This window comes from Methylobacterium sp. 174MFSha1.1 (assembly GCF_900116815.1).
Taxonomy (GTDB): Bacteria; Pseudomonadota; Alphaproteobacteria; order Rhizobiales; family Beijerinckiaceae; genus Methylobacterium.
Map to the genome: position 1 here is coordinate 183,840 of NZ_FPCB01000012.1, position 17,126 is coordinate 200,965.

Here is a 17,126-nt window from a genome sequence, read left to right on the forward strand (position 1 = left end):
GTGGCAGGAACCACACCATCGTCGCCTCCTGGGTTCGTGACCGGCGATGCTCTCGCCCGAGACACCCGGCCGCCTGCCGGATGTGAGGCCGTGACGCCCTGGCGCGTTCCGCTCGATCACCCGCTCAGATGACCATAGGTCATCACAACCTGCAAGCGGTCGTGAGAGCAGACAGCTTGCGGGCGGCTGGATGGTATTCGCGAGCCAATCAAACAGAAGTTGCGCTTCGTGGCTGTAACAACTCTCATTCTTCCATATTTCCGGCTCGATACATTTTAATAAGTGCCGCCGGATTGATTATCGTAGCGGCGATCGCAAATATTTATAAGCGTATCGGCGGCTACATGTATGGCGACGATGTCTTTGGATAAAATTTTATCTGACTAGTGAAAACAATCGTCAGCATACATAGCCGGGTTAAGCGTCAGGTTCCATACGCAACACGCCGCCACCGCGTTAACGAGCGTGAAACTTTCCTACACTCAGATCAATCTCAGGTTGATCAACCCGGGGTTGCCCATGCGTGTTCCACGCGGCTCGCCGACGCGGTTCGTCCACGATCGATCGGGATCGGCCGTCGTCGAATTCGCGATCGTCGCCCCGGTCTTGCTGGCTCTCGTCCTCGGCACCATAGCATTCGGGAGTTTCCTCGGGGTCGCCCACAGTCTACAGGCCGCCGCCAGCGAGGCCGCACGGGCGGCCATCGCGGGGCTCGATCCCGCCGAGCGCGCGGCTCTGGCAAGGGCGGCGGCGCAACGAAGCGTTGCGGTCGGCCAGCTGCTCCGGGCGGACGCCGTCGTCATCGACGCCGGACCGGATCCGGACGATCCCGACCTCTTCGTCGTGACCCTGCGGTATAACCTCAAGACGACTTTGCTCAACCTGCTTCCGCCGGCGGCGCCGGTGCCGCAGACCCTCACGCGCTCGGCCAGCATCCGGAGGGGCGGGCTGTGACCGGGCGCGGACCGCGCCGGCGCTTCGGCGCCGACGAGACGGGCTCGATCGGGCCGCTCGTGGCTGTCCTGCTGACGGTCCTGTGCGGGTGCGCCGGCCTCGGGATCGATCTCGGCCAGGTCTATCTCGAGAAACGCCGCGTCCAATCCGCCGTCGATTTCGCCGCCCTCGCCGCGGCCCGGGCCGATCACAGTCTTGCCGCCGCGTCCCGGTCCCTGCTCGACAACGGCTATCGCGCCCCGGCCGCGCTGAGCGTCGCGGCCGGCACCTACGTCGCGGACCGCGCAGTTCCGGCCGCCGGCCGGTTCACGCCGGCCGGACAGGCTCCCAACGCGACGCGGGTTCGCATGTCCAGCGCCGTGCGGACGGCCTTCACGCGGATCGTCGGAGGACCGGCGAGCTTCACGGTCTCCGGCGACGCCACCGCCCTGCGCGCGGATCTCGCCTCGTTCGGCCTCGGGTCGCGCCTCGCCGGCTTCGATGCGGGGATCGCGAACGCCCTGCTGTCACGCCTGCTCGGGACGACCGTCTCCTTCACGATCCTGGATTACCGGGCCCTCGCCAGCCTGAGGGTCGATGCCCTGGCCTTCCTGCGCGGCGCGGCGCCGCGGCTGGGCCTCCAGGCCGGGACCTACGACGACGTCCTGAAGACCAGCCTGCGGATCGCGGACGTCATGGCGCTGATCGGGCAGGCTTCCGAGCCGGGGAGCGCGGGCGCCGCATCCCGGTCGTCCCTCAACGCCCTGACGGCGATGCTGAGCGGCGCCGGTGCCTCCATCCGCCTGGCGGGCCTGCTGACGGCCGGCGAGCTCGGCACCTCCCCGGTCTCGCAGACGGGCCAGGCGCTCTGGGTCAACGCGCTCGACATGATCACCGGAGCCGCCTTCCTGGCGAACTCGGCCAATCAGGTCAGCCTGGACCTCGGCGCCGCGTTGCCCGGCCTTGCCGGCGCCCGGATCACGCTGCGCATCGGCGAGGCGTGGCGCACATCGGGGTTCGCGGGCGTTGGCGGCACCTTGAGTACCGCCCAGCAACGGCTCCTCGTGGAGCTGTGGCTGCCCGGGCCGCTCGCGCTCATCAACCTCTACCTTCCGGTCTACGTCGAGCTCGCGCCGGCGCGCGCCGTCCTGACGAAGGTCGCCTGCCCGTGGAACGCCGTCGGCGAGCGCAGCGTCAGCCTCGCCGTCACGACCGGCGTGGCGTTCCTGGCGATCGGCCAGCCTCCGTCCGGCGCGCTCGCCCTCGGCGCCCCCCGTCCGGTCCTCGCGCCGGCGACGATCCTGCAGGCTCCTCTCGTCGCGGTCACCGGAAGCTCGGCGGTGCAGCTCGGCTCCACGAACCAATCCCTGACCTTCTCCGACGACGACATCCGGGCCGGCCGCGTCAAGACCGTGTCGACCAACATGATCGGCGCGTCGCTGACGGCCTCGCTGCTCACGAATCTCGACCTGCAGGTCAACGGCCTCGCGCTGCCGGGCCTGCTCGACCTGCGAGGCGCGGTCGCCGCTGCCTTGAGCGCGGCGACGGCACCGATCGACACCGTCCTCCTGTCGGTCCTGGCCGTCGCCGGCGTGACGCTCGGCTCCGCCGACGTCGCCGTCACCGGGACGCGGTGCGGCGGCGCGGTCCTGGTCCAGTGATACGAATTCCGGAAGATCCCTTCCGGAATTCGTATCACCAGCCCGCGCGGCGACTGAGCGAAGCTGAAATCCGCATTGCGAAGCAATCAATCGGATTTCGTATGACGGTCCGGGTTACCCGGCGTCGCTCGCCCCCAGCCCCTGCGCGTGCGGGTCCGTCACCGCGTCCCGGATCGGGCTCTTCGCCTTCGGGGTGATCTTCAGGGCGGTGAGCGCCAGCGGGTCGAGCCCGTGATCGGCCTCCCCGCAATACGCGACGAGCTGATTGCGCATGCGCGGGGTCCAGAACGCCGTCACGTGCTTGTGGATGCCCGCCACCGCCTCGTCCTGCGGGTAGGAGCGGAAGAAGGCGGCGATCTGGTTCGCCATGCGGACGAGCTTCTCGTTGGGATCGACGGCGCTCATGGCAGAACACTCATTGCGAAACACTCATGGCGAGAGACTCACGGGACGGTCAGGCGCTCGGGGGCGGTGAACAGGGTGACGGTGTCGTGGCGGGCGATCGCCGCCAGGGTCAGGCCGTGCAGGTCGGCGCGCTCGACGGCGAGCGAGGTCGGGGCCGAGATCGCCACCAGGATCGCCGCGCCGAAGCTCGCCGCCTTCTCGACCATCTCGAACGAGCAACGGCTGGTGATGACGAGGAAGCCGTCCTCGGGCCGGGTGCCGGCCCGCAGGAGCGCGCCAATCAGCTTGTCGAGGGCGTTGTGACGGCCGACATCCTCGCGCACGGCCAGCACGGTCCCATCGCGGGTGGCCCAGGCGGCGGCGTGGACCGCCCTCGTCTCGCGGCCGAGCACCTGCAGGTCGTCGAGGGCCTGCAACGCCCGCTCGACCGCCGAGAGGGACACCGTGACGCCCTCCGCACTCCGCCGCTCGGCTTTGGGGATGTCCTTGAGGTCGTCGATGCCGCAGACGCCGCAGCCGGTGCGGCCCGACAGCGCCCGCTTGCGGGCGAGGTGCTCGCGCAGGCGCCCCGGCGCGAGATCGACGACGAGGCGAAGGCCCCCCTCGCCCTCCTCGACCACGGCGCCGCGGATCTCGTCGGCCCCGGCGACGATTCCTTCCGTCAGGCTGAAGCCGTAGGCGAAATCCTCGAGATCGGCCGGCGTCGTCATCATCACGGCGTAGGGCACGTCGCCGTAGATCACGTTCACCGGCATCTCGACGGCGAGCGGGCGCGTCCCGTCCCGCTCCTCGCCGCGCCCGTAGGCGACGACCCGGGTCGGGACGGCATGGCTCGTCGCGACGCCGCTACTCGGCGGCATCGAGGCTCTGTGCGATGCGGGTGAGGGAGATGTCTTCCTCATAGAACCGGGCCTGCCAATCGGAGGGCCGGTTGGTACGCCGAACCTGCACCGCCGTCACCTTGTACTCGGGGCAGTTCGTCGCCCAGTCCGAGTAGTCGGTGGTGATGACGTTGGCGCCGGTCTTGGCGTGGTGGAACGTGGTGTAGACCACGCCGGGCTGCATCCGCTCCGTGACCCGGACCTTGAGGGCGATGTCGCCCGACCGGCTCTCCAGGCTGACGAGGTCGCCGTCGACGATGCCGCGGCTCTCGGCGTCGAAGGGATGGATCTCCAGCACGTCCTCCGGATGCCACAGCGAGTTGGCGGTGCGCCGCGTCTGCGCCCCGACATTGTACTGCGACAGGATCCGGCCGGTGGTCAGGATCAGCGGGAACTTCCGGGTGGTGCGCTCGTCGGAGGCGACGAACTCGGTCAGCATGAACCGGCCGAGGCCGCGCACGAAGCGGTCGACATGCATCATCGGCGTGCCCTGCGGCGCCTTGTCGTTGCAGGGCCACTGGATCGAGCCGAGTTCCTCGAGCTTGGCGTAGGACACGCCGGCAAAGCTCGGGGTGAGCGCCGCGATCTCGTCCATGATCTCGGACGGGTGACGGTAGCTCATCGGGTAGCCCAGCGCGTTCGAGAGCAGCATCGTGCCCTCCCAGTCGCCGTAGCCGCCCATCGGCGCCATCACCTGGCGCACGCGGCTGATCCGCCGCTCGGCATTGGTGAAGGTCCCGTCCTTCTCCAGGAACGAGGCGCCCGGCAGGAAGACGTGGGCGTATTTCGCGGTCTCGTTCAGGAAGAGGTCCTGGACGACGATGCACTCCATCGCCCGCAGGCCCGCGGTGACGTGGTGCGTGTCGGGGTCGGACTGGGCGATGTCCTCGCCCTGGATATAAAGACCCTTGAACGTGCCGGCGACCGCCTCGTCGAGCATGTTGGTGATGCGCAGGCCCGGATCGGGCGAGAGCTGCGCGCCCCACAGGGCCTCGAAGGTCTCGCGGGTCGCGTCGTCCGAGACGTGGCGGTAGCCGGTCAGCTCGTGCGGGAACGAGCCCATGTCGCAGGAGCCCTGGACGTTGTTCTGGCCCCGCAGCGGGTTCACGCCGGCGCCCGGCTTGCCGATATTGCCGGTGGCCATGGCGAGGTTCGCCATGCCCATCACCATGGTCGAGCCCTGGCTGTGCTCGGTGACGCCGAGCCCGTAATAGATCGCCGCCGCGCCGCCCTTGGCATAGAGCCGGGCGGCCGCCCGCACTTCGACCGGGTCGCAGCCGGTCAGGTCCTGCACCGCCTCCGGCGCGTGGCGCTCGTCGGCGATGAAGCGGGCCCAGATCTCGAAATCCTTGAGGTCGCAGCGGGCGCGGACGTAAGCTTCATCCACCAGCCCCTCGGTCACGACGACGTGGGCGAGCGCGTTGACGATCGCCACGTTGGCGCCGGGCTTCACCGGCAGGTGATGCGCCGCCCGGATATGGGGCGACTGGACGAGGTCGATCCGGCGCGGGTCGATCACGATCAGCTTGGCGCCCTGGCGCAGGCGCTTCTTCATCCGCGAGCCGAAGACCGGGTGGCCGTCGGTCGGGTTGGCGCCGATCACCAGGATCACGTCGGATTGCTCGACCGACTTGAAGTCCTGGGTGCCGGCCGAGGTGCCGAGCGTCGACATCAGGCCGTAGCCGGTCGGCGAGTGGCAGACCCGGGCGCAGGTATCGACGTTGTTGTTGCCGAAGCCGGCCCGCACCAGTTTCTGGACGAGGTAGGCCTCCTCGTTGGTGCAGCGCGACGAGGTGATGCCGCCGATCGAGTCGCGCCCGTACTGCGCCTGGATGCGCTTGAACGCGGAGGCCGCATGCTGGATCGCCTCCTCCCACGTCACCTCGCGCCAGGGATCGGTGATCTTGTCCCGCACCATCGGTTTGGTGATGCGGTCCTGGTGGGTGGCGTAGCCGTAGGCGAAGCGGCCCTTGACGCAGGAATGGCCCTCGTTGGCCTTGCCGTCCTTGTAGGGCACCATGCGGACGATCCGGTCGCCCTGCATCTCGGCCTTGAACGAGCAGCCGACGCCGCAATAGGCGCAGGTCGTGACCTTGGAATGCTCGGGCTGCCCCATGGCGATGACGGACTTCTCCTGGAGCGTCGCCGTCGGGCAGGCCTGCACGCAGGCGCCGCAGGACACGCATTCCGAATTGAAGAAGTCGGTGGGACCGGCCGCCACCCGCGAGTCGAAGCCGCGGCCGGCGATGGTCAGGGCGAAGGTGCCCTGCACCTCCTCGCAGGCCCGGACGCAGCGGTTGCAGACGATGCACTTCGACGGGTCGTAGGCGAAGTACGGGTTCGACTCGTCCTTGGGCAGGTAGAGCTCGGAATTCTTCGAGACGTGGTTGGCGCCGTCATAGCCGTAGCGCACCTCGCGCAGGCCCACCGTGCCGGCCTGGGTCTGCAATTCGCAGTCGCCGTTGGCCGAGCAGGTCAGGCAGTCGAGGGGGTGGTCGGAGATGTAGAGCTCCATCACCCCTTTGCGCAGGCGCGCGAGCTTGTCCGACTGGGTGTGCACCACCATGCCGGCCTCCGCCGGCGTGGTGCAGGAGGCCGGGGTGCCGCGCCGCCCGTCGATCTCGACGAGGCAGAGGCGGCAGGAGCCGAAGGGTTCGAGCGAATCGGTGGCGCAGAGCTTCGGGATCTGGGTTCCCGCGTGCATCGCCGCCGCCATCACCGAGGTGCCGGCAGGCACCGTGACGCTCTGGCCGTCGATCGTCAGCGTCACGGTCTGGTCGCTGACGCGGATCGGGGTGCCGTAGTCGATTTCCTTGATGAGGGCCATTGGACGCGTCCTCACTCGGCGGCCAGCGGCAGCCGGGCGCCGCGGCCGGAAAAATCTTCCGGGAAATGGGTGAGCGCGCTCATCACCGGCACGGGCGTCAGCCCGCCCATGGCGCAGAGCGAGCCGTCGGTCATGACCTCGCAGAGGTCGGTGACGAGGGCGAGGTTTTCGCGCGGCGACTCGCCGGCGATCACCTTGTCGATCGTCTCCAGCCCGCGCACAGCGCCGATCCGGCACGGCGTGCACTTGCCGCAGGATTCCGCGGCGCAGAACTCGAAGGCGAACCGGGCCTGGCGCGCGAGATCGACGGTGTCGTCGAACACCACGATGCCGCCGTGGCCGAGCAGGCCCTTCCTGGCCGCGAAGGCCTCGTAATCGAGGGGGGTGTCGAACAGGCTCTCGGGGAAGTAGGCGCCGAGCGGCCCGCCGACCTGGACCGCCCGCACGGGCCGGCCGGACGCGGTGCCGCCGCCGAACTCCTCGATCGCCTCGCGGAGCGTCAGCCCGAAGGCGGTCTCGATCAGGCCGCCGCGCGCGACGTTGCCGGCGAGCTGGATCGGCAGGGTGCCGAGCGAGCGGCCCATGCCGTAGGCGGCATAGGCCGGGCCGCCATGCTCCAGGATCCACGGGATTGCGGCGAAGGAGAGCACGTTGTTGACGAGCGTCGGCCGCCCGAACAGGCCCTTGAGGGCCGGGATCGGGGGCTTCGCCCGCACGATGCCGCGCTTGCCCTCCAGGCTCTCGAGCAGCGAGGTCTCCTCGCCGCAGATATAGGCGCCGGCCCCTAAGCGCGCCTCGAGGTGGAAGGCGCGTCCCGAACCCATCACGTCGGCGCCGAGACAGCCGGCCTTCTCCGCCGCCGCGATGGCGGTGTTCAGAGCCTCGAAGGCGTGCGGGTACTCGGAGCGGCAATAGATGTAGCCGCGCGTCGCCCCGACGGCGACCGCCGCGATCGTCATGCCCTCGATCAGCGTGAGGGGATCGCCCTCCATCAGCATCCGGTCGGCGAAGGTGCCGGAATCGCCCTCGTCGGCGTTGCAGACCACGTATTTCTGGTCCGCCTCGGCCAGCATCACGGTGTTCCACTTGATGCCGGTCGGGAAGCCGGCGCCGCCGCGGCCGCGCAAGCCAGAGGCCTTCACCGCCTCGACGGTGCCGGCGGGCCCGGCCGCCAGGGCGGCCTCCAGCCCGCGATAGCCGCCATGGGCCCGGTAATCCTCGACCGAGGCCGGATCGACGATCCCGCAGCGGCCGAAGGTCAGGCGCTGCTGGCGCGCGAGATAGGGATGGTCCTCCGGCCGGCCGATGCGGAGCGGATGGGCGCCGCCCTCGGCGAGCCCGGCATCGAGCAGCGCCTCGACGTCGCCCGGACGCACCGGCCCGTAGGCGATGCGCCCGCCCGGCGTCGCGACCTCCAGCAGCGGCTCCAGCCACAGCATGCCGCGCGAGCCGGTGCGGACCAGGGTAACGTCGAGGCCACGCGCTTCGGCCGCGCGAGCGAGCGCCTTGGCGACCCGATCCGCGCCGAGCGCGAGGCTGGCGGCGTCCTTCGGCAGGTAGAGGGTGATGCTCACGCGGCGGCCTCCGTCAGCGCATCCGCCAGGGTGTCGAGATCGAGGCGGCCGACCGGCGCGCCGTCGACGAGGGCCGCCGGGCCGCAGGCGCAGAGCCCGAGGCAGAAGACCGGCTCCACCGTCATCCGCCCGTCCCGGGTGGTGCCGTGCCAGGCGACGTCGTAGCGGGCGAGCACGTCCTCGTGCAGAGCGTCGGCGCCCATCGCCTGGCAGGCCTCGGCCCGGCACAGCTTCACGGTGTGGCGGCCCGCCGGCTCGCTGCGGAAATCGTGGTAGAAGGTGAGGCAGCCGTGAACTTCCGCCCGCGACAGGTTCAGCGCCTCGGCGATCAGCGGCACGGCCTCCCGATCGACGTAGCCGAAGGTCTCCTGCAGCGCGTGCAGGATCGGCAGCGTCGCGCCCTCGCGGTGGGCGTGGGACGCGACGATCGCGGCCGCCCGGTCGGCATCCCAGGGCTCCCGGCCCGCTCCGCGGCCAAGGTCGTGGCTCGGCATGGTTTCCAGCCCAGATCGTTATCGTTCTAGGCTGGAGCGTGAGCGCTCCGGAGCGCCGGATCAACCGGGCGGTTCCGGTGGGGCGACAAGGAATTTTTGTTAAGGCGGGTTTTTACGATGGCAAAAGTGCGAATGAGCGTGGGGCCTGCTACGAAAGTTCCAGCGTCACGACTCTCTCGTCGGTCGACGGATGAGGATCTCTGGGCCGCAGTCACACCGTAGCGTCGAGACGCCCTCGAAGGGCGCCGCCGAGTTGGTACGATGCAACGCGATCTCGGTTCTGGTTCCGACATCTCCTGCCGCTGAATCCACTTGGCCGGCCGGCCTGTCTCGGAGGACGTGGAACCTTCCATGGGAACCGACCCGGGTTTTCCGAAGACGCCGATTTCTGGACGGAGGTTCATGAGCTTGGCGTCGGTGGCGCTCAGGCTACCACCGGGAGCGGTTGAAGCGACGTCGGGTATCCGAGCGTGGCCGGTTGCGCGACGGATCTCTCGGCTTTGACCGGATCGGACCGACGGTCGCAGTGGTTCAGGCCGAGATCCTCGTGTTCGTTGCCGTCCCTCGGCATGGGGTCGATGGCGGGCCGCATCGAGGCGGCAACGGCGCAGATGACCCTCTTGGGACCACGCTTGGCACGCAGACGCTGACATCCTGTCACGACAGAAGCCGGTTCGGAACGATCCTCGTGTCAGCCGCCAGGGACGGGGAAGCCGGTGTACACATCATACGATTTCCGACTGATCGCTTCGCGATACGGACATCGTACCACGCCGCAATCGATCGCGGGCGGCGTCGCCTCGAAAAGCCGGCTTCCCTCACCGTCAAGGCTTGGGGAGATCCGGGGATAGCCTGGCCCCCATCGTGCGGCGGCAGGCTTCCGCTGGGGATCGTCCGTTAATCTCCGGCTCCTACAACGGCTCGCGTTCGGTGACGCAGCACCATCGCGTTGTGGGACGGGGTGAGAATGAAAGCGAATGCATGGATCGCCGGGTTGTGCCTGGTCGGGGCCTGGGCCGGTGCCGGAGGTCTCGCGGCACAGGCCGCGGGCAGCGACCTCGACGCCCTGCTCGCCGCGCCCGGCAAGGCGGGGCCCCGGGTCGATGTCGACGGCCGGCCGCTCCTGCCCGAATCCTTGCGGGACCGGCTGGCGGTGGTCTCCTTCGTGAGCGCCGACTGCACGATCCTCTGCGTCACCCGGACGATGGACCTCGACGCCCTGGCCCGCGACCTGCCGGCTCCCTTGCGCGGCCGCGTCGTCTTCCTCGCCATCGGCATGGATCCGGCCGGCGACGATGCCGCGCGCCTGCGCGGCGTCGTCAAGCAGCTGCTCGGCCCGGCGCCGCAGGTCCGGGTGCTCCCGTCCGACGCCGCCGGGGCCAAGGCGGTGGCCGCGGCCCTGCGCTATCCGGCGTCCTCGCTGCCCGAGCCGCCGCCCGCGATCCTGCTGTTCGACCGCCGCGGGCAATCCGCCATGGTCTATGGCGGCGACCCCCTCGACGCTCCGCGCCTGCGGCGCGACCTCGTCGCCCTCGACGCGTTCGCCGAAGGCCTCGACCGGCCCTGAAGCTCAGCCTCGCGGCGGAACGGATACCGTCCGGCCTCACGCCGCCGCGAACAGCGCCCGCGCCCGCTCGACCAGCTGCGCCGCCGCATGCGCCGGATAGGGCTCCCGCGTGCCGTGCCCCCAGACCGGCCCGGGCCAGGCCGGATCCGACCGGAACCGCCCGACGACGTGGACGTGGAGCTGCGCCACCACGTTGCCGAGGGCGCCGACATTCACCTTGTCGGGCTGCGCGAGCGCCTGCATCACCCCCACCGCCAGCCGGGTCTCCTCCATCAGCCGGGCGGCATCCGCCGGCGACAGGTCGGTGAGCTCCGAGACGTCGGCGCGGCGCGGCACCAGGACCAGCCAGGGGAAGCGCTTGTCGTCGAGCAGCAGCACCCGCGACAGGGCGAGGTCGCCGAGCAGGATCGTGTCCGCGGCAAGCCGTGGGTCGAGGGGGAAATCGTCGGCGGGAGCGTCGTCGGTCATGCGGGTCCGTCAATGCGCCATCAGCACCGGCATCGCGGCGTGGGCGAGGATGTGGCTGGTGGCGCCGCCGAAGATCATCTGGCGCAGCCGGCTCTGGGTATAGGCGCCCTTGACCAGGAGGTCGCAGCCGATCGCCTCGGCCTCGGTCAGAAAGATCTCGCCGACGGTGCGGCGGCCGGCGGCCAGCGTGCGCCCTTGCGCCGACAGGCCCTCGCGGTTGAGGGAGGCGGCCATCTCCTCGGCGCTCGGGCCCGGCACCATGCCGGCATCGACCCCCAGCACCTCGATCCGGGAGGCGGCGCGCAGGAAGGGCGCCGCGAAGGCGACCGCGCGGGCGGTCTCGGTCGAGCCGTTCCAGGCGATCACGACGGTCTCGCCGATGCTGGCGGGCGAAGTCGGTGGGGCGATGATCAGGGGACGGCCGCTCTCGAACAGCACCGCCTCGAGCGTCGTCATGCGCGGCGCGCCCTCGCCGCTGCCGGGCCGGCCGACCACGGTGGCGTTGAACAGCCGCGCGTGCTGGGCCAGGAATCCGTCGCCGGGAGGGGCGTCGGGCCGCCAGCGCCAGCGCGGGCCGTTCTTGCCCGCATCGGCGCTCTCGCGGGCGATGCCGTGCCGCTCCATCGCGGCGGTGAACAGCCCGCCGCAATCGCGGGCCTCGACGAGGTCGGTCTCCTCGTCGCGCACCCAGGTCATGCCGCCCACCATGTCGACGGGGACGTACTCGGCCAGCGCCGGGCGCAGGCCGAACCCCTCGATGCCGGCGCCGAAGCGGCGGGCGGTGAGCACCGCGGTATCGAGGACGGAATCGAGCAGGGTGTGGCGGGCGACCGGAACGAGGAGCGTCTTCATGGTGGCGCACTCACCTCAGGAGCCTCGGGGATGACGGGCGCGATTGCATCACGCCGGCCTCCGGCCTGTCCAGTGGGCGCCTGGAGGCAATCCCCGGCCCGATCTCTGGAGCGCACCCGATCGCGTTGCGATCGGGTGCGCTCCATGCCCTTGATTTCGAAGCGTTTTTTTCTGCAACGAACCGGCATCCACTTCGTCGAAAAATGCTCTAAGGGCCGGCCGGGGCCCCGGCCGTCTCCCGGCGCGGCGCGGGCGGCGCGTCCTGGCTGCAGGCCGCGCCCGCCCCGTCCCGGCCGCCGGGGGCGCAGGTCTCCTCCAGCCACAGGGCCAGCACCAGGGCGACGCCGGCGGGGGCGGCGAGCGCCAGGAAGGCCCAGGTCCAGCCGAGATGCAGCGCGAGCAGCCCCCCGACCCAGCCCGAGAGGGCGCCGCCCACCCCCTGCACCGCCGCGACGGTGCCGAGCGCCGTCTGGGTGCGGCCCGAGCCCCAGGTGAGGTCGGCGACCACCACCGGCACCGCGACGCCGATGACGCCCGAGGCGACGCCGTCGAGCACCTCCGCCAGCACCAGCCAGTACGGATCGGACAGGAAGGCCGAGAGCAGCGCCCGGACCGGCAGCACCGCGCAGGCGACCAGCAGGAGCTGGCGCCGGCCGCGCCGGTCGGCGAGGGAGCCGGCGAAGAGCGCCACCGGGATCATCACGGCTTGCGCGACGATGACGTAGCGGGCGGTCCAGCCGGTGCCGTCCTGGCCGGACGCCACCAGCTTCTGGCCGAGCAGGCTCAGCATCGAGCCGTTGGCGAGGTTGAACAGGGCGAGCGCCGCCGAGAGGATCAGGAGGCGCCGGTCGGACAGGACCTTGAGGATGCCGGAGCGTTCGGGCTTGTCGTCCGGATCGTCCTCCTTCCAGCCGACGGCGCGCCGGCCGTTATAGGCCTTTTTCGGCGTCGCCAGCGCCGCCGCGATGGCGCAGGCGGAGAGTACGCCCAGCACCCAGAAGGCGATGCTCGGGCCCATCACCGGCGTGCCGAAGCTGATCACCAGGGCGGCGCCGAGGATGCCGACGTGGTTCCATGCCTGGTTGCGGCCCTGCTGCTTCGGGAAGGCCTGCTTGCCGACCATGCCGAGGGTGAGCGCCGTCACCGCCGGCACCACCAGCGTGCCGCCGGCGGCCGCCACGAACTGGGCGGCGAGCACCGTCATGAAGGAGCGCGCCGGCAGGAGCAGCAGGGTGCCGACGAGGATCGCCGCGCAGGCCGCCGCGATCAGCATCCGGGGCCGGCCGAGCCGGTCGACCAGGGCGCCGAGCGGCGCGCTCAGGGCGAGCGTGGCGAAGCCCACGATGGTGGTGACGAGGCCGACCTGGCTCGGCCCCCATTGCGCGGCCTGCGCCAGCCAGGTGCCGAGGAAGGGGCCGAGCCCGCCCTGGATGTCGCCGACGAAGGCGTTGATCAGGGCGAGATGGGTCGTGGGATTCATCAACGCGGAGGCGCTCCGGTTCGCTCGAGGTCTCTTGCCTGGGTCTCTTGCCAGGGTCTCTTGCCAGGGTCTCTTGGCGGACCCACACGGACCAACGCGCCTGAACGGGGAATGATCGGATCGGTGCGGTGAGGCCCGGGTGAGATGCGGGGCGCCCTCTCCCGTGGAAAAATCCCGTCAGGGGCTCGGCACCACGCAGGCGGCGGTCAGGCGGGCGAGCATCGGGTCGGGAATGCCCATGGCGACGAGCTGGTCGTGGGTGTGGCGGACATAGTCCGGGTTGGCGCCCGAGCGGCCGAGGCCCTGGCGCACCAGCCGCACCAGCTCGGCCTCCGGCAGGCGACCGGCATATTGCGGGTGGCGGCGGTCGACGAGGTAGGTCACCGCCTCGATCCGGCGCCCGTCGTCGAGGGTGACGCCGAGCACCCGCTCGACATAGACCGCCGTGACCTGCTCGCGCTCGCGCAGGTAGGCGAGCGTGCCGGCAGCCTCTCGCCCTGCGACTCGGAAGGCCATGCCGCGGCAGGAGCCGCCGCGGTCGAGCCCGAGCACGAGGCCCGGCCGCTCCGGCGTGCCGCGATGGACGTGCGAGAGCACACAGAGCGAGCGGTGGTAGCCGCGCAGGCGCCCCGGCCCACTCTCCACGAAGGGGAAGCCCGGCCGCCACATCAGCGAGCCGTAGCCGAACACCCACAGATCCGACGGTTCGCCCGTCTCCATCGCCTCGTTTCCTCCCGGCAGGATTCTTCCGGAGCCTCGTCCGGCACGACCTCGTGAGCGGGCCGCCCGACCTGCCACTATTGCCGGGCGCGGCCGGTAGCAGCTACGGGGACGCGGTTCAATCCGGGTGGCCCGTGCCGGGCCGCCGCAGAGCCGGGATCATGCCGATGAACAGGCCGACCACCGTTGGGACGACCAACGAGACGCCGCCGAGCGGGCACCCGGGCCGCGGGCCCGGCCTGCGCCTCGGCCTGTTCGCGCCGTTCGCGCTCCTGCTCCTGCTGGCCCTGGCCTGGAGCGCGGGCTGGTTCTGGCTGCGCGGCAAGGCCGAGGGCGAGATCGGCGCGTGGTTCGCCCGCGAGGCGCAGGCCGGCCGGCAATGGACCTGCAAGGACCGCTCGCTGACCGGCTTCCCGTTCCGGTTCGAGCTGCGCTGCACGGACCTCGCCTTCGCCCGCTCCGACGTGCGCTTCACCACCGGCCCGGTGGTGGCGGTGGCGCAGGTCTACCAGCCGCGCCACGTGATCCTGGAGGCGACCGGACCGTTCCGGGTGCAGCAGGGCGGGCTCGAGGCCAACGTGACCTGGAGCCAATTGGAAGCGAGCGTGCACGCCACGAGCGACGGCTTCCAGCGCGCCTCCGTAGTGGCGGACGGGCTCAAAGGCGCCGTCACCGGCGCCGACCCCTCGCCGATCGACTTCACGGTCGGCCATCTCGAACTGCATGCGCGGCCGACCCCGGGCCGCTTCGCCACCGATGGCGCGATCGACCTGAGCGCCCGGGTGCTGCAGGCGGGCCTGCCTCTCCTCGACCCGGTGCTCGGCGGGACCGAGCCTGCCGACATCGCCCTCGACGCCACCGTGACCCGGGCCGCGGCTTTTCGCACCCGCACCCTGGCGCAGGAACTGGAGCGCTGGCGCGAGGCCGGCGGCACGGTCGAGATCGCCAGCCTCGCCGCCGAGAAGGGCAGCCGGCGCCTGCGGGCGCAAGGGGTGCTCGCCCTCGACGACCAGCACCGGCCGACGGGCCAGCTCGACGTGCGCACCGCCGGCCTCGAGCAGGTGATCGCGCCGCTGATCAGCGAGCAGCTCGGGGCGCGGCTCGGCGGCGACGGCGCGGCGCTGATCGGCAACATCGTCGGCCAGTTCCTCGGCGGCCGCCGCAAGGAGCCGGCGCCGGGCGCGGGCCCGTCCCAGGACCGGTCTCAAGACCGCCCCGGCGAGCCGCCGCTCAAGGTGCTGCCGACCGTGCGGCTCACCGGCGGGCGCGTGGTGGTCGGTCCCTTCGCGGTGCCGAACGTGCGGCTCCAGCCGCTGTATTGAGCGGAGGCGGTTGCCGCCCCGCCCCTGGCGTCGTACGCCTGCGGGCATGAGCCAGACCGCCCGCTTCCAGAGCTTCGAGGATCCCAGCCACCGGGAGGGCGCGGCGCGGATCGCCGCGCTCCGGGCCGCGATGGCGCAGAGGGGATTTGCCGGCTTCGTCGTGCCCCGGGCCGACGAGCACCAGTCGGAATACGTGCCCCCCAACGCCGAGCGGCTGGCTTGGCTGACGGGCTTCACCGGCTCGGCCGGCACCGCGGTGGTGCTCGCCGACAAGGCCGCCCTGGTGGTGGACGGGCGCTACACCCTCCAGGCCGGCGAGCAGGTCGATACGAGCGTCGTCGCCCCGGTGCCGCTCGCCGAGACCAGCGTCGAAGGCTGGATCGCCGCCAACCTGCCGGCGGGCGGGGTGCTGGCCTACGATCCCTGGCTGCACACCCCGGACGGCCTCGCCCGGCTGGAGCGCGCCGCCAGGGACGCCGGCGGGCGCGTCGAGCCGACCGCCCTCAACCTCGTCGACCTCGTCTGGATCGACCGGCCGGCCGCCCCGCGGGCGCCGGTGGTGACGCATCCCGAGAGCCTGGCCGGCGAGGCGGCGTCGGCGAAGCTCGGGCGGGTGCGCGAGGCCCTGGCCAAGGCCCGGCTCGACGCGCTGGTCGTGTCGGACCCGCACAACCTCGCCTGGGTCTTCAACCTGCGCGGCGGCGACGTCGCCCACACTCCCATCCCCCTCGGCTACGCGGTGATCCCGCGGGAGGGTGAGGCGCGCCTCTTCCTCGACCCCGAGAAGGTGACGGAGGAGGCTGCCCGCGCCCTCGACGGCCTCGCCGCGCGGGACGAGCCGGGGGCGCTGCCCGCCGCGCTCGATGCGCTTGGCGCCGCCAAGGCCCGGGTGCGGGTCGATGCGGCGACCGGCGCCGTGGCGCTCGGCCGGCGCATCACGGCGGCCGGCGGCGCGCTCGATGTCGGGCCCGATCCGATCACCGCCATGAAGGCGGAGAAGAACGCCGCCGAGATCGCCGGCTCCCGCGCCGCGCATGTTCGCGACGGCGCCGCGGTCACCCGCTTCCTCGCCTGGCTCGCCCGGGAGGCGCCCGGCGGGGCGGTGTCGGAGATCGACGCGGTCGTGCGCCTCGAGGCGTTCCGGATCGAGACCGGCTGCCTGCGCGAGGTCGCCTTCCCGACCATCTCCGGGTCGGGGTTGAACGGCGCCATCGTGCATTACCGCGTCACCCGCGGCACCGACCGGCGGGTGCAGCCGGGCGAGCTCTTCCTGATCGATTCCGGCGCCCAGTACGGTGACGGCACCACCGACATCACCCGCACCGTGGCGGTCGGCACCCCGAGCCCGGAGATGCGCGACCGCTTCACCCGCGTGCTGAAGGGCCACATCGCCATCGCCACCGCGGTCTTTCCCCGCGGCACCACGGGCGCACAGATCGACGCCTTCGCCCGCCGCCCGCTCTGGGAGGCCGGCCTCGACTTCGACCACGGCACCGGCCACGGCGTCGGCGCCTTCCTGTCGGTGCACGAGGGGCCGCAGCGCATCGCCAAGACCGGCACGGTGGCGCTCCAGCCCGGCATGATCGTCTCGAACGAGCCGGGCTACTACAAGACCCGCGCCTTTGGCATCCGGATCGAGAACCTGGTCCTGGTCGAGGAGCGGGAGATCACGGGCGCAGAGCGCCCGATGCTCGGCTTCGAGACCCTGACGCTCGCGCCGTTCGACCTCGCCCTGGTGGTGCCGGAGCTGCTCACCCCGGAGGAGACCGCTTGGCTCGACGCCTACCACGCCCGGGTGCGCGAGACGCTGTCGGATCTGGTCGATCCGCAGACCCGCGAGTGGCTGGCTGCGGCGACGCGGCCGGTCGCGGCCGTCGCGTGAAGCGGGTCGCGCGAGCGGTACGGCACGGCACTCTCCTGTCCCACAGCGACCCTTCTATCG

The 17,126-nt window shown here is 71.3% G+C and carries 14 protein-coding genes; 5 read left to right on the forward strand and 9 right to left on the reverse strand.

Going from position 1 to position 17,126, the window contains the following annotated elements; genetic code table 11:
- Window positions 1-465: 465 nt before the first annotated feature.
- Both BM430_RS11725 and BM430_RS11730 read left to right on the forward strand, forming a co-directional pair.
- Window positions 466-954: a TadE/TadG family type IV pilus assembly protein gene (locus tag BM430_RS11725; protein ID WP_093567434.1), complete on the forward strand. Its 489-nt coding sequence runs from the start codon at window positions 466-468 to the stop codon at window positions 952-954.
- The gene (locus tag BM430_RS11730; RefSeq protein ID WP_093567435.1) at window positions 951-2,594 is read left to right on the forward strand and encodes a pilus assembly protein TadG-related protein; all 1,644 of its coding nucleotides are present in this window, start codon (window positions 951-953) and stop codon (window positions 2,592-2,594) included. Before BM430_RS11725 ends, BM430_RS11730 begins: the two co-directional genes overlap by 4 nt.
- 114 nt (window positions 2,595-2,708) lie before the next feature.
- Here the strand turns inward: BM430_RS11730 and BM430_RS11735 are convergent, their stop codons facing one another.
- From BM430_RS11735 to BM430_RS11755, 5 genes are read right to left on the reverse strand one after another with little or no spacing between them, the layout of a single operon-like run.
- Window positions 2,709-2,999, reverse strand: a complete 291-nt coding sequence (locus tag BM430_RS11735; RefSeq protein ID WP_093567436.1) for a formate dehydrogenase subunit delta — start codon at window positions 2,997-2,999, stop codon at window positions 2,709-2,711.
- 38 nt (window positions 3,000-3,037) lie between these two features.
- Window positions 3,038-3,859 carry a formate dehydrogenase accessory sulfurtransferase FdhD gene (gene fdhD, locus BM430_RS11740; RefSeq protein WP_244539446.1) on the reverse strand — a complete coding sequence of 274 codons (822 nt, stop codon included), beginning with the start codon at window positions 3,857-3,859 and terminating at the stop codon, window positions 3,038-3,040.
- Window positions 3,846-6,707: a formate dehydrogenase subunit alpha gene (gene fdhF / locus BM430_RS11745; RefSeq protein WP_093567438.1), complete on the reverse strand. Its 2,862-nt coding sequence runs from the start codon at window positions 6,705-6,707 to the stop codon at window positions 3,846-3,848. Before fdhF ends, fdhD begins: the two co-directional genes overlap by 14 nt.
- A gap of 11 nt (window positions 6,708-6,718) precedes the next feature.
- The gene (locus BM430_RS11750; protein WP_093567439.1) at window positions 6,719-8,281 is read right to left on the reverse strand and encodes a formate dehydrogenase beta subunit; all 1,563 of its coding nucleotides are present in this window, start codon (window positions 8,279-8,281) and stop codon (window positions 6,719-6,721) included.
- A complete protein-coding gene (locus BM430_RS11755; RefSeq protein WP_093567440.1) occupies window positions 8,278-8,775 on the reverse strand; it encodes a formate dehydrogenase subunit gamma in 498 nt (165 codons plus the stop codon). Before BM430_RS11755 ends, BM430_RS11750 begins: the two co-directional genes overlap by 4 nt.
- 967 nt (window positions 8,776-9,742) lie before the next feature.
- Here BM430_RS11755 and BM430_RS11760 point away from each other — a divergent pair.
- On the forward strand, window positions 9,743-10,342 hold the full coding sequence (locus tag BM430_RS11760) for a thioredoxin domain-containing protein (RefSeq protein ID WP_143132011.1): 600 nt from the start codon (window positions 9,743-9,745) through the stop codon (window positions 10,340-10,342).
- 36 nt (window positions 10,343-10,378) lie between these two features.
- Here the strand turns inward: BM430_RS11760 and BM430_RS11765 are convergent, their stop codons facing one another.
- From BM430_RS11765 to BM430_RS11780, 4 genes are all read right to left on the reverse strand, one after another.
- Window positions 10,379-10,810 (reverse strand): HIT domain-containing protein, encoded by a 432-nt coding sequence (locus BM430_RS11765; protein WP_093567442.1) that lies wholly within the window; start codon window positions 10,808-10,810, stop codon window positions 10,379-10,381.
- Between the two features lie 9 nt (window positions 10,811-10,819).
- Entirely contained in the window at window positions 10,820-11,662 is an 843-nt protein-coding gene (locus BM430_RS11770; RefSeq protein ID WP_093567443.1) for a universal stress protein, read from the reverse strand.
- A gap of 208 nt (window positions 11,663-11,870) precedes the next feature.
- Window positions 11,871-13,142 (reverse strand): MFS transporter, encoded by a 1,272-nt coding sequence (locus BM430_RS11775; RefSeq protein WP_093567444.1) that lies wholly within the window; start codon window positions 13,140-13,142, stop codon window positions 11,871-11,873.
- A gap of 177 nt (window positions 13,143-13,319) precedes the next feature.
- A complete protein-coding gene (locus BM430_RS11780) occupies window positions 13,320-13,862 on the reverse strand; it encodes a gamma-glutamylcyclotransferase (protein WP_093567445.1) in 543 nt (180 codons plus the stop codon).
- 167 nt (window positions 13,863-14,029) lie between these two features.
- Between BM430_RS11780 and BM430_RS11785 the strand changes: the two genes are divergently transcribed.
- Window positions 14,030-15,184 carry a DUF2125 domain-containing protein gene (locus BM430_RS11785; protein WP_093567446.1) on the forward strand — a complete coding sequence of 385 codons (1,155 nt, stop codon included), beginning with the start codon at window positions 14,030-14,032 and terminating at the stop codon, window positions 15,182-15,184.
- Window positions 15,185-15,230: 46 nt separating this feature from the next.
- Window positions 15,231-17,066, forward strand: coding sequence for an aminopeptidase P family protein (locus tag BM430_RS11790; RefSeq protein WP_093567447.1), 1,836 nt, complete (start codon window positions 15,231-15,233; stop codon window positions 17,064-17,066).
- Window positions 17,067-17,126 lie beyond the last annotated feature (60 nt).

Coding starts and splice junctions, on each gene's coding strand:
- BM430_RS11765 (WP_093567442.1), bottom strand. CDS start 10,810: ATGACCGACGACGCTCCCGCCGACGATTTCCCCCTCGACCCACGGCTT.
- BM430_RS11790 (WP_093567447.1), top strand. CDS start 15,231: ATGAGCCAGACCGCCCGCTTCCAGAGCTTCGAGGATCCCAGCCACCGG.
- BM430_RS11770 (WP_093567443.1), bottom strand. CDS start 11,662: ATGAAGACGCTCCTCGTTCCGGTCGCCCGCCACACCCTGCTCGATTCC.
- fdhF (WP_093567438.1), bottom strand. CDS start 6,707: ATGGCCCTCATCAAGGAAATCGACTACGGCACCCCGATCCGCGTCAGC.
- BM430_RS11775 (WP_093567444.1), bottom strand. CDS start 13,142: ATGAATCCCACGACCCATCTCGCCCTGATCAACGCCTTCGTCGGCGAC.
- BM430_RS11760 (WP_143132011.1), top strand. CDS start 9,743: ATGAAAGCGAATGCATGGATCGCCGGGTTGTGCCTGGTCGGGGCCTGG.
- BM430_RS11735 (WP_093567436.1), bottom strand. CDS start 2,999: ATGAGCGCCGTCGATCCCAACGAGAAGCTCGTCCGCATGGCGAACCAG.
- BM430_RS11780 (WP_093567445.1), bottom strand. CDS start 13,862: ATGGAGACGGGCGAACCGTCGGATCTGTGGGTGTTCGGCTACGGCTCG.
- fdhD (WP_244539446.1), bottom strand. CDS start 3,859: ATGCCGCCGAGTAGCGGCGTCGCGACGAGCCATGCCGTCCCGACCCGG.
- BM430_RS11785 (WP_093567446.1), top strand. CDS start 14,030: ATGAACAGGCCGACCACCGTTGGGACGACCAACGAGACGCCGCCGAGC.
- BM430_RS11755 (WP_093567440.1), bottom strand. CDS start 8,775: ATGCCGAGCCACGACCTTGGCCGCGGAGCGGGCCGGGAGCCCTGGGAT.